21 protein-coding genes are annotated in these 22589 nt (G+C 64.9%); 8 read left to right on the plus strand and 13 right to left on the minus strand.

From position 1 onward, the window contains the following. Window positions 1-37: 37 nt before the first annotated feature. The 9 genes from AC3WLX_RS08545 to AC3WLX_RS08585 all read right to left on the minus strand — a co-directional run bounded on the left by AC3WLX_RS08545 (window position 38) and on the right by AC3WLX_RS08585 (window position 9788). Complete coding sequence (locus AC3WLX_RS08545) at window positions 38-901, minus strand: sugar phosphate isomerase/epimerase family protein (RefSeq protein WP_492335492.1); 864 nt, start codon at window positions 899-901, stop codon at window positions 38-40. Then, the gene (locus AC3WLX_RS08550) at window positions 901-2091 is read right to left on the minus strand and encodes a dihydrodipicolinate synthase family protein (protein WP_492335493.1); all 1191 of its coding nucleotides are present in this window, start codon (window positions 2089-2091) and stop codon (window positions 901-903) included. Before AC3WLX_RS08550 ends, AC3WLX_RS08545 begins: the two co-directional genes overlap by 1 nt. A 10-nt stretch (window positions 2092-2101) precedes the next feature. After that, entirely contained in the window at window positions 2102-3253 is a 1152-nt protein-coding gene (locus AC3WLX_RS08555) for a Gfo/Idh/MocA family protein (protein WP_492335494.1), read from the minus strand. A 5-nt stretch (window positions 3254-3258) separates the two neighbouring features. Further along, complete coding sequence (locus AC3WLX_RS08560; protein WP_492335495.1) at window positions 3259-4647, minus strand: hypothetical protein; 1389 nt, start codon at window positions 4645-4647, stop codon at window positions 3259-3261. Between the two features lie 217 nt (window positions 4648-4864). Then, the gene (locus AC3WLX_RS08565; RefSeq protein ID WP_492335496.1) at window positions 4865-5707 is read right to left on the minus strand and encodes an ABC transporter ATP-binding protein; all 843 of its coding nucleotides are present in this window, start codon (window positions 5705-5707) and stop codon (window positions 4865-4867) included. A 121-nt stretch (window positions 5708-5828) separates the two neighbouring features. Next, window positions 5829-6821: an ABC transporter substrate-binding protein gene (locus AC3WLX_RS08570; protein ID WP_291629497.1), complete on the minus strand. Its 993-nt coding sequence runs from the start codon at window positions 6819-6821 to the stop codon at window positions 5829-5831. Window positions 6822-6872: 51 nt separating this feature from the next. Beyond that, the gene (locus AC3WLX_RS08575; protein WP_291629499.1) at window positions 6873-7682 is read right to left on the minus strand and encodes an ABC transporter permease; all 810 of its coding nucleotides are present in this window, start codon (window positions 7680-7682) and stop codon (window positions 6873-6875) included. Between the two features lie 209 nt (window positions 7683-7891). Beyond that, window positions 7892-8599, minus strand: a complete 708-nt coding sequence (locus AC3WLX_RS08580; RefSeq protein ID WP_291621348.1) for a TetR/AcrR family transcriptional regulator — start codon at window positions 8597-8599, stop codon at window positions 7892-7894. A gap of 340 nt (window positions 8600-8939) precedes the next feature. Then, a complete protein-coding gene (locus AC3WLX_RS08585) occupies window positions 8940-9788 on the minus strand; it encodes a VOC family protein (RefSeq protein ID WP_492335497.1) in 849 nt (282 codons plus the stop codon). A 224-nt stretch (window positions 9789-10012) separates the two neighbouring features. Between AC3WLX_RS08585 and AC3WLX_RS08590 the strand changes: the two genes are divergently transcribed. Both AC3WLX_RS08590 and AC3WLX_RS08595 read left to right on the plus strand, forming a co-directional pair. Beyond that, the gene (locus tag AC3WLX_RS08590) at window positions 10013-10906 is read left to right on the plus strand and encodes a sugar kinase (RefSeq protein ID WP_492335498.1); all 894 of its coding nucleotides are present in this window, start codon (window positions 10013-10015) and stop codon (window positions 10904-10906) included. Between the two features lie 6 nt (window positions 10907-10912). Next, window positions 10913-11821, plus strand: a complete 909-nt coding sequence (locus tag AC3WLX_RS08595; protein WP_492335499.1) for a ribokinase — start codon at window positions 10913-10915, stop codon at window positions 11819-11821. Between the two features lie 3 nt (window positions 11822-11824). On the opposite strand, the gene AC3WLX_RS08600 is transcribed toward AC3WLX_RS08595, so the two are convergent. Continuing rightward, window positions 11825-13045, minus strand: a complete 1221-nt coding sequence (locus tag AC3WLX_RS08600; protein ID WP_492335500.1) for an NAD(P)/FAD-dependent oxidoreductase — start codon at window positions 13043-13045, stop codon at window positions 11825-11827. Window positions 13046-13271: 226 nt separating this feature from the next. Here AC3WLX_RS08600 and AC3WLX_RS08605 point away from each other — a divergent pair, with 226 nt between their 5' ends. Together AC3WLX_RS08605 and AC3WLX_RS08610 are read left to right on the plus strand one after the other, a co-directional pair. Further along, window positions 13272-14066, plus strand: coding sequence for an enoyl-CoA hydratase/isomerase family protein (locus AC3WLX_RS08605; RefSeq protein WP_492335501.1), 795 nt, complete (start codon window positions 13272-13274; stop codon window positions 14064-14066). Further along, window positions 14063-14638, plus strand: coding sequence for a histidine phosphatase family protein (locus AC3WLX_RS08610; protein WP_492335502.1), 576 nt, complete (start codon window positions 14063-14065; stop codon window positions 14636-14638). Before AC3WLX_RS08605 ends, AC3WLX_RS08610 begins: the two co-directional genes overlap by 4 nt. 33 nt (window positions 14639-14671) lie before the next feature. Here the strand turns inward: AC3WLX_RS08610 and AC3WLX_RS08615 are convergent, their stop codons facing one another. Further along, the gene (locus AC3WLX_RS08615; protein ID WP_492335503.1) at window positions 14672-16390 is read right to left on the minus strand and encodes an IlvD/Edd family dehydratase; all 1719 of its coding nucleotides are present in this window, start codon (window positions 16388-16390) and stop codon (window positions 14672-14674) included. Window positions 16391-16581: 191 nt separating this feature from the next. On the opposite strand from AC3WLX_RS08615, the gene AC3WLX_RS08620 reads away from it, so the two are divergent. After that, complete coding sequence (locus AC3WLX_RS08620) at window positions 16582-17538, plus strand: hypothetical protein (RefSeq protein ID WP_492335504.1); 957 nt, start codon at window positions 16582-16584, stop codon at window positions 17536-17538. A gap of 251 nt (window positions 17539-17789) precedes the next feature. Then, entirely contained in the window at window positions 17790-18734 is a 945-nt protein-coding gene (locus AC3WLX_RS08625; RefSeq protein WP_492335505.1) for a DUF6662 family protein, read from the plus strand. 125 nt (window positions 18735-18859) lie between these two features. Here AC3WLX_RS08625 and AC3WLX_RS08630 read toward each other — a convergent pair whose 3' ends face one another. Then, entirely contained in the window at window positions 18860-20653 is a 1794-nt protein-coding gene (locus tag AC3WLX_RS08630; RefSeq protein ID WP_492335506.1) for a winged helix-turn-helix domain-containing protein, read from the minus strand. Window positions 20654-20804: 151 nt separating this feature from the next. Here AC3WLX_RS08630 and AC3WLX_RS08635 point away from each other — a divergent pair, with 151 nt between their 5' ends. Then, window positions 20805-21110: a nickel-binding protein gene (locus AC3WLX_RS08635; RefSeq protein ID WP_492335507.1), complete on the plus strand. Its 306-nt coding sequence runs from the start codon at window positions 20805-20807 to the stop codon at window positions 21108-21110. 306 nt (window positions 21111-21416) lie between these two features. Further along, on the plus strand, window positions 21417-21668 hold the full coding sequence (locus tag AC3WLX_RS08640) for a hypothetical protein (RefSeq protein ID WP_492335508.1): 252 nt from the start codon (window positions 21417-21419) through the stop codon (window positions 21666-21668). Window positions 21669-21742: 74 nt separating this feature from the next. Here AC3WLX_RS08640 and AC3WLX_RS08645 read toward each other — a convergent pair whose 3' ends face one another. Then, window positions 21743-22567, minus strand: a complete 825-nt coding sequence (locus tag AC3WLX_RS08645) for an NAD-dependent epimerase/dehydratase family protein (protein WP_492335509.1) — start codon at window positions 22565-22567, stop codon at window positions 21743-21745. Window positions 22568-22589 lie beyond the last annotated feature (22 nt).

Raw genomic sequence — 22589 nt, forward strand, 5'->3', positions numbered from 1 at the left:
GGCATATCAGCGACACTGGCGCAAGGTGTGTAAATACCTACACCACCGTCTTGTGCCGCGTGATGCAGGTGGCGAGCACTTCGTCGATCGGCTTGTCCCACCAATCGTTTGAGAATATCTCGATCTCGGAATAGCCAGCAAAGCCCTGTGCTTCGACCGCTTGGCGCACCGATCTGATGTCGATGACGCCGTCGCCCATCATGCCGCGGTCGTTGAGGATGTCCTTGGTCGGCACCAGCCAGTCGCAGACGTGGAACGCGAGCAGGCGATCCAGGCCGGCGCGCGCGATCTGGCCCATCAGCTCCGGATCCCACCAGATGTGATAGACGTCGAGCGCGACGCCGAGCATGCCGGTGCGATCAGGGTCGAGCCGGTCGCAAATGTCGAGCGCGTGCTTCGTGGTGTTCACGCAGGCGCGGTCCGCCGCATAGGCCGGATGCAAAGGCTCGATCGCCAGTGGCAGCTTCGCCTGTCGGGCGTAGTCGAGCATCTCGGCGAGCGCTTCCTCGACCTGCTCCCGCGCCGCCACGATGTCCTTCGAGGCTTCGCTGCCCGGCCGCGAATATTGCGGCAGTCCGCCGACGACGAGGACGATGCAGGGCGCGCCCAGCGCCTTGGCCTCGTCGACGCAGCGCCTGTTGTCGTCCCGCACCTCGCCCCGGCGCGAGGCGTCCGAAGTGAACATGCCGCCACGGCAATAGCCTGACAGTTCGAGGCCGGCCTCGCGCACCGCGCGCGCGGCACGCTCCAGTCCCACGGTCGCGACCTGGTCGCGCCAGGGATCGATGGCGCGGATGCCGTGTCTGGCACAGGCCTCGACGATCGCGACGAGGTCACCCTGCTTGCGGACGGTCGCCGTGTTCAGCGACAGCCAGCGGTGGTCGGACGAAAAATCGCGCATCAGGATTCGATACCGTGGGTGGCGAGCACGGTCTTCATCCGCTGCGTCGCGAGTTCAGGGTTGGCGAGCAGGCCGGCCTTGTCGGCCAGACGGAACAGCTCGACCAGATGCAGCGTGGAGCGCGTGCTCTCCTGTCCGCCGACCATGGTGAAATGGTCCTGATGGCCGTTCAGATAGGCCATGAACACGACGCCGGTCTTGTAGAACCGGGTCGGCGCCTTGAAGATATGCCGCGACAACGGCACCGTCGGGCCCAGCACGTCGTGGAAGCCGGCCTCGTCGCCCGCAGCCAATCTCGACAACGCGTAGGACGCCGCCGGCGCGATGGCATCGAAGATGCCGAGCAGCGCATGGGAAAAGCCCTGTTCGTCGCCGGCGATCAGCTCCGCGTAATTGAAATCGTCGCCGGTATACATCCTGATCCGCTTGTCGAGGCGACGGCGCATGTCGATCTCGCGCTGCTTGTCGAGCAGCGAGACCTTGACGCCGTCGACCTTGGCGGCGTTGCCATTGATGACGGCGACCGCCGTATCCATCGCCTTGTCGAGATCCCGGGTGCCCCAATAGCCCGCGAGAGCCGGATCGAACATGTCGCCGAGCCAGTGGATGATGACGGGCTCACGGACCTGCGAGAGCACGCGGTCATAGACTTTGGCGTAATCGTCGGCGCTGCGACCGAGTTTCGCCAGGGCGCGCGAGGCCATCAGGATGATGCGACCGCCGACCTTCTCGACCGCCGAGATCTGCTCCTCATAGGCACGGATGACGTCGTCGAGGTTTTTGGCATCCTCGACCGCGAGATGGTCGGTGCCGGCGCCCGAGAACACCAGCGCGTTGCGGCGCTTGGCGGCGCCGACCGAGCGCGTGATCAACTCCAGCGAGGTCGGCCAGTCCAACCCCATGCCGCGCTGCGCGGTGTCCATGGCTTCGGCAACGCCGAGGCCGAGGTCCCAGACGTGCTCGCGGAAGGCGATGGTCTTGTCCCAGTCGACGGCGGCCGACAGCCACGGATCGTTGTCGGCGAAGGGATCGGCGACCGTGTGCACGGCCGAGAAGGCGATGCGGTTCAGCGGCCCTTCGAGCCTGGCGGGGAACGTGCGTGAGGCCGCGAGCCGGTAGGTCTCGATGGAGCGATCGGCCTTCGGCAGCTTCAGCGATAGGGATGACATAGGTTGGACGGGTTTGTTCATGCGCTCCTCCTCAGACCTTGATCGGAGCGACGTCGATCCACCGCCGCTCCTTCCAGCTCTTCAGCGCGCATTCGGCGAGCTGCACGCCCTTGGCGCCTTCGAGCAGCGTGAACTTGTAGGGCGCGTCCTCGTAGACGTGGCGGATGAACATCTCCCACTGTTCCTTGAAGCCGTTGTCGTAGGCGACGTTGTCGGGCAGCTTTTGCCAGTCGCCGTAAAAATCGTGCAGCCGCTTCTCGTCGGGATTCCACACCGGCCGCGGCGTTGCCTGCCGCGCCTGGATCATGCAGTCGGAAAGACCCGCGACCGCCGAGCCGAGCGTGCCGTCGACCTGGAAGGTGACGAGATCGTCGCGATAGACCCGCGTCACCCAGGACATGTTGATGTGGGCGATGATGCCGCCTTCGAGCTGGAACGTGGCGTAGGCGGAGTCGTCCGCCGTCGCCTTGTACTTCCTGCCCTGCTCGTCATAACGCTCAGGGATGTCGGTGTTGCCGATGCAGACCACGCTCTGGACGTTGCCGAAGAGGTTATCGAGCACGTAGCGCCAGTGGCAGACCATGTCCAGGATGATGCCGCCGCCGTCCTCGTCGCGGTAATTCCAAGACGGCCGCTGCGCCTCCTGCCAGCCGCCTTCGAACACCCAATAGCCGAACTCGCCGCGCACCGAGAGGATGCGGCCGAAGAAACCGGAATCGCGGAGGAATGCGATCTTCTTTAGGCCGGGCAGGAACAGCTTGTCCTGCACCGTGCCGTGCTTGACGCCCTTGGCATTGGCCAGCTTCACGACCTCGATGGCCTCCTCGAAATTGGTCGCGATCGGCTTCTCGCAATAGACATGCTTGCCCGCGTTGATGGCCTGGGTCAGCAGACCGGGGCGCGCCTGCGTGGTCGCGGCGTCGAAGAACATGGTGTCGTTCTTGTCGGCGAGCGCGGCATCGAGGTCGGTGGTCCAGCGCGTGATGTTGAAGCGCCTGGCAAGCGCCTCGACCTTCTCCGCGCTGCGGCCGACCAGGATCGGATCGGGCATGATTCGGTCGCCGTTCTTCAGGCGGACGCCGCCCTGATCGCGGATCGCAACGATCGAGCGGATCAGATGCTGGTTGAGCCCCATGCGGCCGGTGACGCCGTTCATGATGAGGCCGAGGCGTTGGGTGGTCATGCCAATTACTCCTGAAGTGATTTGGGCTGTTCGAGCGGGCGCAGCGCCGACCAGTCGGGATGGACCGCGGTGGCAAAGCCCGTTGCGTGAAGCGATCCCGTCAGGAGATCGCCGTTATGGATGGAGAGCCGGATGCCTTGACCGGAATCGGCGTAGAGATCGGGATGCGCGGCGGCGAAGGCCGCAGTTTCGGCGAGAGGCGTTTCGCCAAAGCCGTCGACGTAGTGGTGGCCGTTGCGCTCGGCGTGGGTGACGCCGATGAGGGCACCGAGGGCGAGGTCCTGCTGCACGGCGAGACCTGCCTGGCAGGTCAGGTCCTCGCCGGTGACGAAGAACTGCTCGCCGCCCGCGCTCCATTTCGCCGCGCGCGTCGCGTTGACGATGGATTTGTAGAGACCCTTGCAGGACTTCGAGGAGATGCCGCGATAGCCGAGCGCCCGGGCGGCCGGAAAGGCATCGTAGGAATCGTCGGCCTCGTCGATGATGAAGCCGCGCGTGCCTAGCGTGCCAAGTGGCGTCTGCCGCGTGATATCGCGCGGCATCGGTTGCTCGACATAGAGCAGGCGCACCGCGATCGCGCGCAGCGTGGCGTCGTGATCGAGACGGTCGATCAGCGCACGCAACGCCGAGAGGTCGGCGTATTGCTCATTGGCATCGAGCGTCACCTTGACGTTGCGGCCGAGCGCGTCGAGCTCCTTGCCGATCCGCGCAAGCCGCGCCGCATCGGCGGCGGGATCGCCCGACAGCTTGAGCTTGAAGTAGCGCGCACCGGCGTTCTCGCGTTGATCGGCGACGCCCCCCTCGCCTTCGACGGTATCATCAAGACCAACGGTATGCCTGATGGCAACACGTTCCAACGGCACCCTATTGGATAGAAACGTCCTGATGTCGTGCTCGCTCAGGTCAGTAGAAAGCCGAGCATCGATGCCAGCGATGTTACCGGCCATCCCGTCGAAGAAGTTTGCTCCCGAGGCGCGTAGCAGCGCATCGAGAATGGCTTTGTCGATCTCGGCCGGACCGTAAGCCGCAGCGAGCGGCGGAATGTCCTTCTTCGCGCAGGTCGCGATCTGGGCACCGACGCATGAGGCATGCAGATCGAATGCCGTCTGGAATCCGGTGCACGCCAGATAGAGGCCGCGCGCGATCTGCAGCGAGCGGCGCAAGCCGTCGACCGTCTGTGTCGGCGACAGCTCCGGTCGCTTGTCAAACCACTTCGGCACCAGCATTTCGGCACTGGCGCCGACCGCAACGCCCCTGCCCTCGACCTCGATCTCGGCCCGCACGAACAGCTGCGGCGTCGCGTTGATCGTGATCGCGCCGAAGCGGAACGGCCGCGCGAACTGCACGGGGCGTTCGAAGAAGGCGATGTCTCGCAGCTTCAGGCGGTGGGACATGGTGTTGCAACGACGTGAATTGAATCTGGTGCGACTGGTGTGGCCACGGGCGACTCGCCTCTCCCGCTTGCGGGAGAGGCCGGCGCGCAGCGCCGGGTGAGGGTTCTCTCCTCTAGGGGAGTGTCCCGATGTGGAGACACCCTCTCCCCAACCCTCCCCCGCAGGCGGGGGAGGGAGCGCAGCGTGCACGTGGCTCCCTCGGAAAACGCCATGACAGCTAATCCAACGCACCTTGCGAGAAGAAGTGCTTGCGGATGCGCTGCACCAGCTCGATGAAAACCGGGTCCGCCATCGCGTCGAGCGAACGCGGGCGCGGCAGCGGCACGTCGTAGATCGCGGCGATGGCGCCGGGGCGCTCGGTCATGACCAGCACGCGGTCGGCGAGGAACACGGCCTCGGGAATGGAATGCGTGATCAGCAGCACCGTCTTCCTGGTCTCGCGCTGGATCCGCATCAATTCGACATTCATGCGCTCGCGCGTGAGCGCATCGAGCGCGCCGAACGGCTCGTCCATCAGCATGATCCTGGGATCGTGCACCAGCGCGCGGCAGATCGAGGCGCGCTGCTGCATGCCGCCGGAGAGCTGCCAGGGCAGTTTCTTCTCGAAGCCTTCGAGCCCGACCAGCTTCAACAGCTCCCTGGCGCGGGGGAGATACTTGTCCCGCGGCAGCCGCTTCATGTCGATCGGCAGCATCACGTTTTTTAGGATGTTGCGCCAGGGCAAGAGCAGAGCGTTCTGGAAGACGATGCCGACATTGCCATGCGGCGCCGTCACCTTCTCGCCCTCGACCAGGATCTCGCCGGTGGTCGGCGCCAGCAGGCCCGAGATCAGCTTGAGCAGCGTGGACTTGCCGCAGCCGGAAGGGCCGACCACGACGAAGAACTCGCCGTCATTGATGTGAAAGTCGAGCGGCCGCAGCGACGGCACGTCGCCGTCGCGCGTGCGGTAGGTTTTGGAGACGCCGGACAGCCTGATGCCGGAGGCATCACTGGCGCGGTCTGACACCAGGCGCAGATGCGCGGTGGGCTGCATGTCGGCGGTCTTCGTTGCGTGGTTCATTCGGCTAAGTCCACTCGACGATACACCCCGTCATTCCGGGATGGTCCGAAGGACCAGACCCGGAATCTCGAGATTCCGGGTTCTCGCTTCGCGAGTCCCGGAATGACGGTGTGTTTGGCGCTCACGACCCGCTCTTCGGCAGGTAGTCGTTGGTGTAGAAGGCCTTCGGGTTCTCCTTGGCCTTGGCGTCGAGACCGCCATATTCGACCATCAGATTGACGGAGTCCGTCATATTCTGGTCGGTGACCTGGAACGGCCGCTTGCCCTTGGTTTCGGCGGTTCTATAGAGCGGAATGGTCAGCTCGAAGCCCTGCGTCAGCGTATCGATCTTGCCGCCCTTGGGGTTCGCATCGAGGATGGCCTGCGCCGCAGCCTTCGGCTCCTTCTCGGCGGCCTCGACCGCCTTGGTCGTCGCCGACATGAAGCGTCGGACGATGTCGGCATTGGCTTTTACATAATCGACGTTGGCGATGATGCCCGACGACACCATGTTGATGCCGTAGTCCGCGAACTTGATCGGAAAGACGTCCTTACCGGTGGCGTCCTTGATCTTCATCGACTGGTCCATGACGTAGCCGAGCAGGAGGTCGGCCTGGCCGTTGATGACGGCATTGAGCTTGGTCTGGCCGTCGCCGGCGACGGTCTTGAAGTCGCTCTCCTTCAGGCCGGTCTTCTTCAGGAACAGCGGCCAGATCTGCGTCATGGAGTCCGCAGGCGTGATCGCGACCGTCTTGCCCTTGATGTCCTCGGGCTTCCTGATGTTCTTGTCGGCGAAGCCCATGGCGGACATCGGCGAGGTCTGCAGCAGCACGCCGGTCGCAACCACCGGCGCCCCCTTGATCGCGGCGCGCATCATGGTGGGCACGTCGACATAGCCAAAGTCGGCGGTCTTGGCGGCGACCGCTTGGGTGGTCGCGGCCGAGCCGCGGCCTTCCTGGATCTCGAGCTCGATGCCCTCGGCCGCGTAGATGCCCTTGGCCTTACCGTAATAGAACGGCGCGTGCTCACCATAAACGTACCAATTCAGCATCAGCACGACCTTGTCGGCCGCCTGCGCCGGCACGGCTGCGAACGCCATCAGTGCCACTGATGCAGCTCCAATCCACCGCTTCATCGCTTCTCTCCCTTGCCGTTATGTTTCGGCCGTTGGTGGCCGTTGCTAGATTCAAGACGCGAAAATGACGTCCTCGCGCTGGCTGACATGCCATGGAATGACCAGCTTCTCGACCCGGTCGACGATCCAGAACAGAACCACGCCGAGCAGCGCGAGAATGACGAGAGCTGCGAACATCGTCGGCAGATCGAACGTGCCGATCGAGCGCTGCATGACGTAGCCGATGCCGGAATTGGAGCCGACGAACTCGCCGACGACGGCGCCGACCACGGCGAGCGTCACCGACACTTTCAGGCCTGAGAAGATCGCCGGCAGCGCATGCGGCAGGTTCACCGCGCGGAACACCTGAAAGCGGCTGCCCTGCATGGCGCGCGCGAGATCGACCATGTCGGGATCGACCGATTTGAAACCCTGCACGGCCGACACCACCACGGGGAAGAAGCCGAGCAGGAACGCCGAGATGACCTTCGGAATGATGCCGAAGCCGAACCAGACTACGAACAGCGGCGCGATCGCGATTTTCGGAACGGACTGCGAGAACACCAGCAGCGGATAGATATAGCTCTCCACCGTTTTCGAGCCCGCGATCAGCATCGCGACGGGAATGCCGAACAGCGCGGAGAGCAGGAAGCCGCAGACGGTTGCATAGGTGGTCGGCCAGGACTGGCGCAGCAGCTCCGGCCATTCGGTGCGCAGCACGGCGACGACGTCGAGCGGCGACGGGATCTGGTAGGCGGGAATCCTGAAGATCCGGATGGCGAGATCCCAGGCGACGACGATGAAGACGAGGAACAAGAACGGCCGAACCCAGGCTGCATTCAGCAGCTTGGAAATCGCGTGCTGCGGCTTGGGCTCGGCCAATTTTCACTCCCGGCAGTCTTCTTCGTTATGGCGAGAAATTAACCCGTTGGATAAATACTGTCCAGAGCTTTCCCTGTGGCTTTTTGTGCCGTGGTTCCGGCACACCAAAATCGTCATTCCGGGCGATGCGAAGCATCGACCCGGAATCTCGAGATTCCGGGTTCGGTCCTTACGGACCGCCCCGGAATGACAGCAGAGAGAATTGAGCGCTACACCGTTTGCGCCACCGCGCTGCGCTGCTTCGGCGCCTTCGCGATCTCGAACAGCGCGGCGGACTGCCCTGTCAGCGCGGCCAGAACGAGGCCGACCATATGCGCCAGCCGCTCGTCCTTCGCCTTCTTGTCCAGGAGATCGCGGCCGAAGATCACGCTCAGAGTCGCCGAATTGGAGAGATAGAAGAAGCTCAGCGCCGCGATCGAGATGTAGAGCTGCACCGGATCGACCGCGACCTGGAAGTCGCCGCTGTCGACACCGCGCCGCACCACGGTCCGGATCATCTCGACGAAGGGTGAGTGCATCGACTTGACCTTGGTCGACTTCTTCAGGTGTTTTGCGCGCGCGAGGTTCTCGGTTTGCAGCAGTGACAGGAATTCGGGATTGCGCAGGAAGTAATTCCAGGTGAACTCGATCAGGCGGCGGATGGCCTCGGGCGGATCGAGATGCTCGAGATCGAGCCCCCGCTCCTCGCTGCGGATCTTGTCATAGGCGCCTTCGAGCACGGCGAGATAGAGCTCGTCCTTGTTGCCGACGTGGTAATAGAGCATCCGCTTGTTGGCGCCGGCCTTGGCGGCGATGCGGTCGACGCGCGCGCCGGCCAGACCATGGGCGGAAAACTCCTGCTTGGCGGCGTCGAGAATGCGCAGCCGCATCCCCTCGGGATCGCGCTGCCATTTCAGAGTTCGCTTTGCCTTCGCCAAAGAGGTGCTCACTGGGTGGTCGTCCATCGCGTGTATCATGGGGGCGAGCATTTGAGAACGATCTCGTACCCCTGACGCAGTTTCGTAGGGTGGGCAAAGGCGCACTTGCGCCGTGCCCACCATCTCTCTCGATCATAGAAAATGCGTGGGCACGCTTCGCTTTGCCCACCCTACGAGAGTGCCTTGCTGCGTGCCGCACCGCGTCCGGACCACGAGGCCACACGTGCTCCGTCATTCCGGGGCGCGCTCCTTGGCGCGAGCCCGGAATCCATTGAGCGGCAGAGTCGGTGGCGGAATGGATTCCGGGCTCGCCGCTTCGCGACGCCCCGGAATGACAGAATCACTCCACCGGCTTCGGCGAGCGCTCCAGCAGCACTGTCTGAATCCCGCAGGTACCGCTGCGCACGGTCATGATCCGCGTGCCCGGCTTGCGGCCGTTGCGGACTTCGCTGACGTCGAGGCCGGCAGCGATCAGGCGGGCGCGGGTGGCGTCGATGTCGGCGACGCGCCAGCTGAGGCCCCAGAGGCGGTCATGGGCGGCATCGCTGCCCGCAACCGGTCGGCGCACCACCTCGACGACGAGGTCGCCGCAGCGGAAGAACATCAGCTGGCCCCAATCCTGGTGGGAGCGGTCGAGCGCCAGGTCGAGCCCGAGCCGCGCACCGTAGAGCGCGGCGGCACGATCGGAATCCTCGGTCGTGACGACGACGTGGTCGAGCGCGTCGATCGGGGCAATGTCGGTCGGGACCGATTTGGGACGTTCGTCGGCCAGTTCAAGGAAGAACATGCGCACGCCGCGCGTGAGCTCGGTGGCGGCCCGCGTGCGTTTCCAGTGCAGCACCGCGCCGGTGACGGAGTCGCTGCTTTCAACCTCCGCGACCGGGTCCGGCCTCAGGGCTACGCGCTCCAGCCGCCGATGCATCTTGCCGATGTCCGCGACTCGAAAGCACAGGCTGGCGAGCACGCCTTCCTGGTCCTCGAGCAGCGCGCGCATGCGGTCGGCGGTGACGCTGAAGCCGTGAGGGGCCATCAGCTCGATGGTCATGTTGTCGAGGGTGAACAGCACCCGGTCGGCGCCCTCGCCGGAATTCTGCCAGGCCGGCGCGCGGGCGAGCAGCGTCTGATAGGCCGCGTTGGCCGCACCGATATCGCTCACCAGAACGACGATGTGATCGAGACCGGTGATCATCCTGCACCCTTTTGATGGACCTGTGACGGACCTTGGAACCCGGGCCGCGACAGACGGCGTTTGTCCGGGCTTGGCATTGGCTGGTGATGGTCGTATTCCGGCACAATGCTGACCTCAAGCGCTTCGGGCGGCAGTTTTGCGAATAATTTCAGCGTCCCCACGGGGCGGAACCGGTGCTAGAGTAATCCCGCCGGCCGGGACCACAAGCGCATCACGGACAAGCAATGCAGGCTCTCTTCATCGGACAGACCTATATCGACGTCGTCTTCATCACCGACCACATGCCGACCGGCGACGAGAAGCACGTGGCCTCGGACTACGCGGTCTCCTTCGGCGGCAATGCGGTGACGGCGGCCTTCTGCTGCGCCAAGCTCGGCATCGTGCCGGATTTGATCGCGACCGCGGCCAATGACTGGCTGGGGCGCATGTTCCAGGACATGTGCGCGAAGTACGGCATCTCGCTGCATGGGCGCAAGGTCAACCAGTCCTCGCTCTCCTTCATCATGCCCAAGGACGGCAAGCGCGCCATCGTCCGCTGCCGCGACGACGAGCACATCCACCCCTTCCCGATCCTCAATCTCGGCGGCTGCCGCGCGCTGCATGTCGACGGCCACCAGCCGGATGCCGCGATCCATTACGCCAAGGTGTGCCGCGAGGCGGGCATCCTGACCTCGCTCGACGGCGGCGGCCTGCGCACCAACACCCACGAGTTGCTCGGATATATCGACGTCGCCATCGTCGCCGAGCGCCTCTGCGAGCAGATGGACCTGACGCCGGAAAAGATGCTCGACTATCTCAAGGGCCGCGGCTGCAAGATCGGCGGCGTCACCATGGGCGAGAAGGGCCTGCTCTGGTACGACGAGACAGGGACGGTGCAGGTGATGCCGGCGATGCCGATCCCGCGCGAGCGCGTCATCGACACCAACGGCGCCGGCGACGTCTTCCACGGCGCCTATGTCTATTCCTACCTCGCCCATCCCGGCAAAAGCTGGCGCGAGCATTTCGATTTCGCGCGCGCCGCCTCGACCTTCAAGATCCAGCGCCTCGGCAACGAGGCCGGCTTGCCGACGCTGGTCGATATCGCGAAGGTCCGGCACGAGTTCGAGGTCAGGGTCTAAGGTCAGATGGGGCGCGTCTTCGTCGCCGGCAGCATCAACATGGATGTGGTGGCGACCGCGGATCGCCATCCCAGGGTCGGCGAGACCGTCGCCGGCCGGCAGGTGCTGTATTTCCCGGGCGGCAAGGGCGCCAACCAGGCGGTCGCGGCCTCACGGTTGGGGGCGCGGACGACGCTGATCGGACGGCTGGGGAAGGATTCGTTCGGGGCCGAGCTGAAGGCCTTTCTCGGCGCGCAGGGCATCGATCTCGGTTACGTCCAGGACACGGCGGAGGCGCACACCGGGACGGCCATCATCACCGTGGCGGAGGCCGACAACACCATCGTCGTCGTTCCCGGGGCGAACGGGCTGTTCGGCCCTGATGACGTCGAAGTGGTGCCGCTACTGAAGGGCGACGTCGCGGTCAGCCAGTTCGAGATTCCGCTGCCGTCGATCGCCGCTTTCTTCGGGCGCGCGCGTGCGGCCGGCGCCGTGACCGTCTTGAATCCTGCGCCGGCGCGGAAGATGCCGGACGAGTTGCTGGCGCTGGTCGACATCCTCGTGCTGAACGAGACCGAGCTCGGCTTTCTCGCGGGCGCGGAGCTGTCGGACGACGATGAAGCCGGAAAGATCATCGACGTCGCGCGAAAACTTCAGGCCCGCGAGGACCAGACCATCTGCGTCACGCTCGGCAGGCGCGGCGTGCTCGCGCTGGCGGGGCGCGAGGAGATTGCCGTAGCCGGCCGCGCGGTGAAGGCCCTCGACACCACAGGCGCCGGCGATTGCTTCGTCGGCGCGCTGGCGGCGCAACTGGCCGAGGGCGCAGCCTTACGCACCGCCCTCGCCTTCGCCAACGCGGCTGCCTCGATCAGCGTGCAGCGGATGGGCGCGGGGCCGTCGATGCCGACGGCGGCGGAGGTAGCCGCGGTCTTGTAGCGCTCACGCCAGCGCGCTCTTGAGGTCGAAGCTCTCGTCTGCGGCCTGCTCTGGCGTGATCGAACGATCCATGCTCTGCAAGCGGCGTCCGAACATGTGGTCGCCGGCGCGGTTGATGGACTCGATGCCGAGCAGTCTGTCGCCGTGATAGCAGAACGCCGAGAACGCCTTGTTGGCGGGATTGCCGCGCAGCACGACGCGGTCGTAGCCCGTGGTGAGACCTGAGATCTGGAGCTTGTCGTCGCCCTGGTCGCTCCAGAACCAGGGATGGCTGTCGTAGGGCTTCTTGTCGCCGGTTAGCCGCGCGGCAAGGCAACGGGCCTGGTCGGTGGCGTTCTGCACCGATTCCAGCCGCAGCGATCCGCCGAAGCGCGGGCTGGCGAACAGCGCGCAATCGCCGATCGCGGAAATGTCGGGATCGGCGGTTGCAAGATATTCGTCGACGACGATGCCGGCGGCGACCGGCAGCCCCGCCTCGGCGGCGAGCTCGATGTTCGGCAGCACGCCGACGCCGACCAATACGAGATCGGCGGGCAGATGCCGTCCGTCGCTCAAAGACACGCCGGTGACCTTGCCACCCTCCGCCTCGATCGCGGTCGCCTGCACGCCGAGATGGATGCGGACGCCGGCTTCGCGATGGCGCGCCTCGAAATATTCCGAGACCTCGGCCGTCACCGCGCGCGCCATCACGCGCGGGGCAAGCTCGAGCACGTCGACCTCGAGGCCCTTGATCCGCGCAGTCGCGGCGAATTCGAGGCCGATGAAGCCGGCGCCGATGATCACCGCGCGCGTCTTCGACGGCATGATCTGCCGGAGCTCCTCGCTGTCGTCGAGGATGCGCAAGTATTTCACGTCGGCAAGGTTGGCGTTGGGCAGGTCGAGCAGCCGGTTGCGCGCGCCGGTCGCCAGCACGAGATGGCCGTAATCCAGCGCCTCGCCGGATGCGAGATGCAGCTTGCGCGCGGCGCGGTCGATCGAGGCGGCGCGGCCGGCGATCAGCTCGATGGTCTGGTCCTGGTAAAATTTCTCCGGCCGGAACATCAGGCTCTCCGGCCCGGCCGAGCCCTTGATGTAGGCCTTCGACAGCGGCGGCCGCTGATAGGGCAGATGCGCCTCGTCGTTGATCAGGCAGATGCGCTCCGAAAAGCCGGCCTGGCGCAAGGATGCCGCGACCTGGTAGCCGCCATGGCCGGCGCCGACGATGATCACCGGGCCGCCCGTCATTGGACAGCCCATTTCCGGAAGACACGAGCCTGGCCCATGCCGCCTCCTCTCTCGCTGATTGTGGTTGCTGGCCTTGCGAGGAGCCGGCGCTCGTGTCCGTCCCTTGGCGAAAGCGGCCCTATTTGAACCTATCGTTCCGCCTGGCGCAAGAGCGACGGCCGGGGATTGTCACCCCTGCCCTTCTGCGATTTAGTCAAGCCTCGACCTCCTGCCGGGGAATTTTAAGATGACCGCTCCCATCTCCAAGCCCGACGATCCCGCCCTGCTGCGGATCGACGGCCCGATCGCGACCATCACGCTCAACCGCCCTGCTGCGTTCAACGCGATCAACCTTGCGATTGCGCAGAAGCTCGAACAGCTCGCGGCCTATCTCGAAGGCGCGGACGACATTCGCGTCGTCGTGCTCGAAGGCGAAGGCCGCGCCTTCTGCGCCGGCGGCGATTTGCAGACGATCGGGGCCGCGGCCGAAGCCGGCACGGTGACGCCTGTCGTCGGCGAGTTGCTCAAGCACTATCATTCCTTCATCGAGATCGTCAGGCGCATGCCGAAGCTCTCGCTGTCGAGCGTGCACGGCTCGGCCGCCGGCGCCGGCATGGGCCTCGCCTTCGTCACCGATCTCTGCATCGCCGCCGATGACGCCAGGTTCACGCCCGCTTATGCCAAGATCGGGGTGTCGCCGGACGGCGGCTCCACCGTCGGGATCGTCGGTACCGTCGGATCGCGCCGGGCGCTGCAGGTCTTCCTCGCCGAGGACAATTTCACCGCGCAGCAGGCCTATGAATGGGGCCTGGTCGCCAGGACCGTTCCCGCGACCGAGCTGAAGGCGGCGACGCGGCAACTCGCCGAGCGCCTCGCGCAAAATCCGCCGGCTGCGATTGCCGGCACCAAGCAGCTGGTCTACCAGGCCGCGACGACGCCGGTGAAGCAGCAGCTGGATGCCGAGGAGCACAAGATCATCATGGCGATGAACACGGAGGCGTTCCGCACCGCCGTGAAGAAGTTCACGAGCAAGTCGAAGTGACGAGGCCAGCGCGCACGTTCTACGGCCTTCGTCACGGTGCGACCGACTGGAATCGCGAGGGGCGGTTCCAGGGCCGCACCGACAACCCGCTGAACGACGATGGCCTGCGACAAGCGCACGAGGCCGCGCATGTGCTGCGCAGCCTCGGCATCAGCCGCATCGTCTCGAGCCCCCTGATACGCGCCGCGCGGACGGCCGAGATCATCGCGGACGCGATCGCGGTGCCCCTCGCGATCGACGCCGGCATCATCGAGTTCGATTTCGGCAGCTTTGAAGGCCTCCCCGTCCGCGACCTCATGATCAAGCACGGCGTCAAATCCGCGACGGGTCTCGTGTCGATCCTGCCGGCCGACGGCGAAAGCTGGGACGCCATGGCGGGGCGGTCGCTGGCCTGCGTCTCGGGCTGGCTTGCGCGCCATCCCGGCGACAATCTGCTGTTCGTCTGCCACGACGCCGTGATGCAAGCCATGGCAAACGCACTGTCTGGCAGCTACTTCAAGAACAGCCACGGCACGCCGTTCCGCTACCTGCGGGAAGACGCGCAGTGGCGGATCGAGCAGGTCGTTACCTGAGAGAGAGTACCGAGCGTGCGTTGCGGGGGCCGATCAACTCTTCCCGGTCTGCTTCCCCGTCCTCTGCATGAAATCGAAATCGCAGCCCTCGTCGGCCTGCATGATGGTCTCGTTGAACAGCCAGGCGTAACCGCGGCGCGCTTCCTCGGGCGCGGCGGCCGGCTTCAGCGCGGCGCGGCGCCGTTCGAGCTCGGCGGCATCGACCAGGAGCTCGATGCTGCGCTTTTCGACGTCGAGGCGGATCATGTCGCCGTTCTCCACCAGCGCCAGCGGCCCGCCGACCGCGGATTCCGGGGTGATGTGCAGCACGATGGTGCCGAAGGCGGTGCCGCTCATGCGCGCATCCGAGATGCGCACCATGTCCTTGGTGCCGCCGCGCGCGAGCTTCTTCGGGATCGGCAGATAGCCGGCTTCCGGCATGCCGGGCGCGCCCTTCGGGCCGGCGTTGCGCAGCACCAGCACGTCGTCGGCGCTGACGTCGAGATCGGGATCGTCAACGCGCAGCGTCATGTCCTCGACGGATTCGAAAACCACGGCACGGCCGGTGTGCTGCAGCAGCTTCGGGCTCGCGGCCGACTGCTTGATGACCGCGCCGCGCGGGGCGAGATTGCCGTGCAGGATGGCGAGGCCGCCCTCCTTCTTGATCGGATTGTCGCGCGAACGGATGGCATCCTGGCCGGGCACGTCCTCGGCATTCGCCGCGATCTCGCGCAGCGTCTGGCCGGTGATGGTCCTGGCATCGAGATCGACGAGATCGCCAAGCTGCGCCAGTAATTTCGGCACACCGCCGGCGTGATGGAAATGCTCCATGTAATGCTCGCCGGACGGCTTGAGGTCGACCAGCACCGGCACCTCGCGGCCGATCTGGTCGAAGGCTGCGAGATCGAGCCGGTGCGGCGAGCGATGCGCCATCGCGGTCAGATGGATCAGGCCGTTGGTCGAGCCGCCGATTGCCTGCAGCACGACCTGCGCGTTCTTGAATGACGAGGGCGTCAGCACTTCGCTCGGCTTCGGCCCCTTGGCCTTGGCCATCGCGGCGGCCACCTTGCCGCTCGCCTCGGCGAGACGGAAGCGCTCGGCATGCGGCGCCGGGATCGTCGCGCTCATCGGCAGCGACAGGCCCATCGCCTCGATCATGCAGGCCATGGTGGAGGCCGTGCCCATCACCATGCAGGTGCCGACCGACGGCGCGAGGCGCCCGTTCACGGCTTCGATCTCGGCATCGTCCATGTCGCCGGCGCGATATTTCGCCCAGAGACGGCGGCAGTCGGTGCAGGCGCCCAGCACCTCGCCCTTGTGATGGCCGACCACCATGGGCCCGACTGGTATGACAACGGTCGGCAAGTCGGCGCTGATCGCGGCCATCACCTGCGCCGGCAGCGTCTTGTCGCAGCCGCCAATCACGATCACCGAATCCATCGGCTGGGCGCGGATCATCTCCTCGGTGTCCATCGCCATCAGGTTGCGCAGGTACATCGAGGTCGGATGCGCAAAGCTCTCGGCGATCGAGATGGTCGGGAACACGAACGGCATCGCGCCCGACAGCATCACGCCGCGCTTGGCCGCCTCGATGATCTGAGGAACGTTGCCGTGGCAGGGATTGTAGTCGCTATAGGTATTGGTGATGCCGACGATCGGCCGCTCCAGCGCGTCGTCGGAATAGCCCATGGCCTTGATGAACGCCTTGCGCAGGAACAGCGAGAAGCCGGCATCGCCATAGCTCGTCAGACCTTTGCGCAAGCCGCTCGTCATCAGGTCGCTCCGTCCTGTTTGCGTTGGTGGTACCGCCTCACCCCGTATTGTCAACAAGGCGCGCAAATGGATCCGGCGGAGATCACCCGGCCGGGAGGACAATCTTTTGGTAGATGCTCCTCGATTGCACAACCGATTAACGGCTTATTAGAGGACTCTATCGCAAATAGTTTTCGAATAATATAACAACCATGCCGGGTTCCTTCGCCCGGAGGAATCCTATGAATGTACCCGGTGTCCTGATCGCAGCGGCGTTCGGCGCAGCTTTTTTTGCCGCGGAGTATGTGTGGTACTACCAGCCCGATTTGATCAACCCTGATGTCCTGATCAGCGCGCTTTCCTCCGAACACGCGAAAGCCCGCGCAGCCGTCCGGCATGCCCTGATCGATCCAGCGACGGCCACGTTCGGCGCGCTGCGTTCAGTCGAGTCCGGCGCGACGAGGTATGTTTGCGGCGGCGTCAAGGCGAGGGACAAGTCCGGCCAGTTCACCGAGGTTGCGTTCGTCTACACCGTAGCCATCGATTTTGCCCGCATCGATGATAACGGACGCATCACGCATCAACATTCGGGGTACCGGCCCTGCCCCACCGAGGACGACAAGGTCGCCCAACAGCGGCCGGCTCTGTCGCCCGGCACGTCGGCCGCCATCAAGACCGTTCAGAAGATTGCCCCCGACGTGCAGACGTCGATGGCTCCCGTGCTGACAGCGCCTGCTGCCTCGGCGGGCGGATCGTCGTCCGGCGGGACAATGGAACGGCAGATCCGCGAGTTGGCCGGCCGGACCGTCCCGCCTGATGCCGCACCTGGACAGGCAAATTCGACTGCGAAGCGCGAGGCCGCCAGGGGAGGCGACTGGCCAGCCGATCGGCCGCCTACCGCCTGGCCCACATTCCCGCCGGACCACGCATTGGCGAAGCCAACCCGGAAGCGAACCCCGTCGGAAGCACTCGCCCTGGCGAAAGAGGTCGAAGACCGCTGGAAGCGAGCGGAATCGTCGGGCGACGTCTCCCTGCGTCCTTCCGCCGACGACATCAACGAGGCCTGCCGCGCGCTGCTCACGATCGATTCAAGAGACGCCCAATATCCAAACGCGTGGGCCGCCTTCGTACGATTGCAGAAGATAAGCCGGGACATCGCCAGAGGCTGACAATTCCCGGCGGAGGTCCGTCGCAGCCTCTTGCCGGTGGCCGATCAACGCCTCCGAGCTGCGCGCTTCCGCCCTAGGCGCTTGCGCTGGAACTCGTCCAACTGCGACACTTGAACGCAACTAAGAATGAGTTGCAATAATTGCTCTGGCGCCAATTGCGTGGAATATTTGCGAATGACTTGCATTTGCATGGATCGATGCACGCACGCGAGATCCGTCCTCCGCGGGTCTCGATTTCGGGGTGATTGTTCGTGACTGGAATATTGAGCTTCCCGCGCGCCGTGGCGGCGGCAACGATCGTGGCCAGCCAGCTGGCGAGCTGTGCCTTGGCCCACGCCGACGACAAGCGCGGACGCACTACCGGCACGCCTCCGAAGCCTGCGCAAAACCTGTCGTCAGCCCACGCGGAGATCGACACCGAGCATATTTTCGGTTTCAGCATGGGCTCCGACATCGGCAAGCCCGGCGAGATCGAGGTCGAGTTCGAGAATGTCGGCGCGTTCGGCAAGCGCTCCGGCAGCTACGCCGCCTGGGCCAATCTCAATCAGGTCAAATACACGGTCTCCGACAATTTCCGGATCGCGCCGGGATTTTCCTTGGGCGGGCAGCACATCAGCGGCGTTCCGGGACTTGCCGATCATCGGGACGTCGCTTTCAGCGGCGTCGCGCTCGAACTGCGCTACAAGCTGGTCGATCGTGCCGTCGCGCCGTTCGGGCTCACTCTCCACGCACAGCCCGGCTGGAGCCGGATCGACGACGCCACCGGCATGCACATCGCGCAATATGGCGCGGAGTTTGCCGCGCTGTTCGATCGCGAGCTGGTCAAGGACAGGTTGTTTGCGGCCTTCAACGTCTGGTACGGGACCGGCGGGACCCGCGAGATCGTCACCAATCTCTGGCGACACGATTCCGAGATGCAGCTCCAGGCGGCGATCTCCTACGCAGTGCAGCCCGATCTCCTGTTCGGCCTCGGCATACGCTACGCGCGAGCCTATGACGGCGGCGGCCTCGACCGCTTTTTGGGAGACGCCGTCTTCGCCGGACCGACCTTCTCCTACAGCATCTCGAAGGAAGTCGGCATCTCCGGCACCTGGCAGATGCAGGTCGCGGGCAAGGCACTCGGCGACAACCGCAGCCTCAACCTCGATCAGTTCGAGCGGCATCAGGCGCTGCTGAGGATCAATTTGCATTTTTGAGGTCTGACCGCACGAACGGGGTGAACGTTCGCCCAAGCGCGATGCGATGAGGTGAACCGTCATCGCGCTTTGGGTTGTTGCGCATGATCTCTTCTGAACCGCCGCGCAGTTTGCCGAATCACTCTTCAGGCAGCACGTCCGGTCTTTCGTATATCGACCTCGCGCCGCAAAGCCGCGCATTCGGCCTCGAACTTGCGTGAGCGGAGTTCGCTGTTCAGGAGCTGCGCTGCGTGAATTTCCGCCGAAGCGCCTCGAACGTCATTATGCGCCAATTGCAGCTTCGCGATGCGGAGCCGGAGCCTGACGGCCTGCACCCGCCCGTCGATACTCGACCATAGCTGCCGGGCCAGATGGAGATGCCGCAGCGCAGTATCGTAATCGTCGCGCATATGGGCTAGGACCGATTGCGCCTCGTTCGTCAGAGCCCGGAGCGACGGCATCGGCCATCGGTCCGAACTTCCGGAGAGTTCCTCGATCAACTCCAGGGCCTGCTCACGACGGCCCGTGTGCGCCGCGGCAAGCGCCAGATGCGCGAACAGGATTCCTCGCCGCTGCAGGGTCCACCAGGTCTTCCCGATCAAACTACGCTCGAGACTGGCGTAGGCGGCTTCAGCCTCGCCACGTTCCAGCAGCAGCATGGCGCGACCCGGCTCCGGGCACCAGCCCCGGGCGTAAGCCTTCTCATAGGCTTCGAACGCGTCGTCGTCGTTGCCGATCGCAGCGTGAACGTCGCCAAGCACGCGGTTAGCATCCCCGATCGCCCAGGGCGCATCGCCGGTGAGCTGTGCCAGCGAGTCCTGGATGCGGGACAGGGCCTCGCCGAGCGAGCCCCTGACGCCGAGAACCTCGGACCGATGAAGCTGGCAGGAGCCGGTCAATTCCATCCCGCTCTCGGTACAGTATTTCTGATATCCCAGCGTCCACTGGTCGGCCCTGGCCCAATCTCCAAACATACGGGCAGCCCACAGGATGTTGCAGTAGAGAATGCCGCCGATGATAGGATCGATATCGCCGCTGGAGAGCGCCATTGTGGCGGCGAGGTCCTGATCCGCCAGTCCTGCGCGGGTATCGCCCAGACACAGCCGGTAGAACCCGCGATAAGCGAGACTCAGCGCCTCGATGCCCACCGCGTCCTTGTGCCGGACAGTGCTGTAGGCAGTATCGGCAAGCGAAAGCGCCTGTTCTGGTTCGCCGTCGAACGCGGCGACTTTCGACTTCATCCAAAGAGTCAAAGCCGTCGTCGCGGGATCTCCGATCCCCGAGGCCCAGTCTTCCGCGCGTGCCAGCCAGCCCTTGGCAATCGCTGCCTGCCCGCGCTCGAAGTGCAAGCCGGAGAGCGTAACGGCGTCGACGACAGCCGATGGAATATTTCCGGCACTGGTGTGGTCGGCAACCGCGCGGGCCAAAAGTGGGAGCGCGGCGTCGGCCTTGCCGGTGCACTGCAAGGCCAGCGCCCATTGGTGGAGGTCAGCGCCATCGAGCGGGCGGGCGATATCGGCGGCCTGGAACAGCTCTGCGGCCTTGTCCCAGGCTTGCGCGGCGACGGCGCGTCGCGCCTGCGCACGCACGTCCGAGGCCGGTTCGTCCGTAGCCTTGGGACAGGCCACCTGCAGCTCCGAAGCGGCGTCGATGCAGAGGCGATATCCCCTGCCCGGCATGTTCCGGATGGCATTGTCCATGCCACCCTTGCGCAGCACACGACGCAGCATGCTGACCGCCCTCTGCAACGAATTATCCGTGACCGTTACGTCGGGCCAGAGGGCATCGAGCAGTTCATCCTTGGTGACGACACGAGCGCGGTTACGCACCAGGTAGACCAGCAGATCGAACACGCGCGGCTGCAACGCGACTTCCTGCTGCGCGTGGATCAGCGCCCGGCCCGCTTCGTCGAGCTCAAAAGGTCCAAACCTGAGGGTCATATCGTTGTGTCTGGGCGATTGGGAAAAGGTTCAGCAAGGATCAGGCGATGATCAGGCCGCGGTCAGGACGGTCAGCACCTCGCCGGCCTAAAGCTCCTCACGGCCTTCGGTCGCTCCCGACCCGCGGGCAACAACCCTGAGGAGATGTCTGGTGGAACTCTACGTCATTCGTCGCCCAAGCGCCTGGGCAAATCTGAGCGAACTGGAAGCGGCCGGCGCGAAGTCCGCGCGGATCGGCAACGAGCAGATGTCCGACCGGGTCCGCTGGATCCGCAGCTATGTGGTCCATGAGGCGGACGGCCGCATCGGCACTTTCTGCATCTATGAAGCGAGCGACGGCGAGTCGATCCGCGAGCATGCACGGCGCGTCGGCATGCCCGGCGAGGAATTCTACAAGGTCGCCACGACCGTGGTTGTTCGCGGCGATCCCATCCAGCACACGGCCGCCGCCGAATAGCAGGTCAGCGCGGGCGCCGTCACCGACACTCGATTCCGTGAAAGGCAAGGAAATGTCCATTCAGTCTCAGGCGACGCCCGCACTGAGCCCGTCGCAGCGATATCTCGCCGTCCTCCTGTTGCGCGTCCGCCGGATCATCAACCGATATGTCGCCGGCATGCTGGCGAATCGCGAGAAGGCCGCAATGCAGTTTGCGGACGGATACCGCCGGCGAGCTAACGCAAGCGGCGAGACCACGGTTCGGGTTGCGCTTCATCCTAAGACCGCGTGCATCTCAAGCATGAGCTCCAATTCGAGGAGATAGTCATGAATTCGTTCTTTCGGCCTCGGGCCTGCCAAGCCAATGCCAGCGATTCCAGGACATGCAGGGATTTCACGCCCAGAACCGCAGCGCTGGCGGTCGGCGTGATTGGCGCCATCATGATATCCCTTGCCCTGGTTTCAGCGGCACCGACGTTCGGCGATCGTCGCGACGAGGGTGGTAGCGTCGGCGCAACGGTCCGGAAAGGCGCCGGCAAGTGCAAGGTCGCCCCTTCGCCGGCGGCGTTTGCAATGTGAAGATCTTGCCGCTCTGACGCGGGATAGAACCTGGTGCACCCGCATCTTCGACCGCCGGGGTTTGAACGCGCTCGCTAGCGCTTCGTCCAATCGATGATCCGGCTCGGGTCGGCGTCGAACTCCATGCTGCAGAAGGTGCCGCCCTGGAAATAATCGCCGACCGGGTCCGGCTTGAGTTTGGCCTGCTCGGCCATCGCGTGCTCGCGGAAATCCTCGGCGCGTCCGGTGGGGCGGTAGCCGAGTTCGTAGGCGCGGTGATTGTCCCACCAGGCGCGCTCGTTGAAAGACGCACCGTAGAAGATTTCGAAATGGATGTCGGGATGGTCGAGCCCGATGCGGCAGAGCTGCACGAGGTCGTCGGGCTTGAGCCAGATCGAGAGCCGGCGATGGTCGAGCGGCATGTCGCCGAAATTGCCGATGCGCAGGCACGTCACCTTCATCCCGTGCTTGTCGGCATAGAGCGCGCCGACGGCCTCGCCGAACACTTTGCTGACGCCGTAGCGGCTGTCGGGCCGCGCAGTGACGTCGGTGCCGATCCTGTGGTGGCGCGGATAGAAGCCGACGGCGTGGTTCGACGAGGCGAACACCACGCGCTTGACGCCCTTGCGGTAGGCCGCCTCGAACAGATTGTAGCCGCCGATGATGTTGGCCTGGAGGATCTGATCCCAGCTGCCTTCGACCGAATAGCCGCCGAAATGGAGGATGCCGTCGACGCCCTCGCAGATCGCTTCGCATTGCGCGAGATCGGCGAGGTCGGCGGCCTTGAATTTCTCGTTCGCGCCGAGATCGGCGGGCGGCTTGATGTCGGAGAGCAGCAGATCCGGATAGATCGGCGGCAGCAGTTTCCGCAGGCTCGTGCCGATTCCGCCCGAAGCTCCCGTCATCAAGATGCGCGCCATGTCGTCCCTCGCCTATGCTGAC

The sequence above is a fragment of the Bradyrhizobium sp. FW305-F6 genome (assembly GCF_058782905.1).

Coding starts and splice junctions, on each gene's coding strand:
- AC3WLX_RS08560 (WP_492335495.1), bottom strand. CDS start 4,647: ATGTCCCACCGCCTGAAGCTGCGAGACATCGCCTTCTTCGAACGCCCC.
- AC3WLX_RS08600 (WP_492335500.1), bottom strand. CDS start 13,045: ATGACGGGCGGCCCGGTGATCATCGTCGGCGCCGGCCATGGCGGCTAC.
- AC3WLX_RS08550 (WP_492335493.1), bottom strand. CDS start 2,091: ATGAACAAACCCGTCCAACCTATGTCATCCCTATCGCTGAAGCTGCCG.
- AC3WLX_RS08585 (WP_492335497.1), bottom strand. CDS start 9,788: ATGATCACCGGTCTCGATCACATCGTCGTTCTGGTGAGCGATATCGGT.
- AC3WLX_RS08605 (WP_492335501.1), top strand. CDS start 13,272: ATGACCGCTCCCATCTCCAAGCCCGACGATCCCGCCCTGCTGCGGATC.
- AC3WLX_RS08640 (WP_492335508.1), top strand. CDS start 21,417: ATGAATTCGTTCTTTCGGCCTCGGGCCTGCCAAGCCAATGCCAGCGAT.
- AC3WLX_RS08630 (WP_492335506.1), bottom strand. CDS start 20,653: ATGACCCTCAGGTTTGGACCTTTTGAGCTCGACGAAGCGGGCCGGGCG.
- AC3WLX_RS08545 (WP_492335492.1), bottom strand. CDS start 901: ATGCGCGATTTTTCGTCCGACCACCGCTGGCTGTCGCTGAACACGGCG.
- AC3WLX_RS08565 (WP_492335496.1), bottom strand. CDS start 5,707: ATGAACCACGCAACGAAGACCGCCGACATGCAGCCCACCGCGCATCTG.
- AC3WLX_RS08615 (WP_492335503.1), bottom strand. CDS start 16,390: ATGACGAGCGGCTTGCGCAAAGGTCTGACGAGCTATGGCGATGCCGGC.
- AC3WLX_RS08645 (WP_492335509.1), bottom strand. CDS start 22,567: ATGGCGCGCATCTTGATGACGGGAGCTTCGGGCGGAATCGGCACGAGC.
- AC3WLX_RS08555 (WP_492335494.1), bottom strand. CDS start 3,253: ATGACCACCCAACGCCTCGGCCTCATCATGAACGGCGTCACCGGCCGC.
- AC3WLX_RS08620 (WP_492335504.1), top strand. CDS start 16,582: ATGCCGGGTTCCTTCGCCCGGAGGAATCCTATGAATGTACCCGGTGTC.
- AC3WLX_RS08595 (WP_492335499.1), top strand. CDS start 10,913: ATGGGGCGCGTCTTCGTCGCCGGCAGCATCAACATGGATGTGGTGGCG.
- AC3WLX_RS08590 (WP_492335498.1), top strand. CDS start 10,013: ATGCAGGCTCTCTTCATCGGACAGACCTATATCGACGTCGTCTTCATC.
- AC3WLX_RS08570 (WP_291629497.1), bottom strand. CDS start 6,821: ATGAAGCGGTGGATTGGAGCTGCATCAGTGGCACTGATGGCGTTCGCA.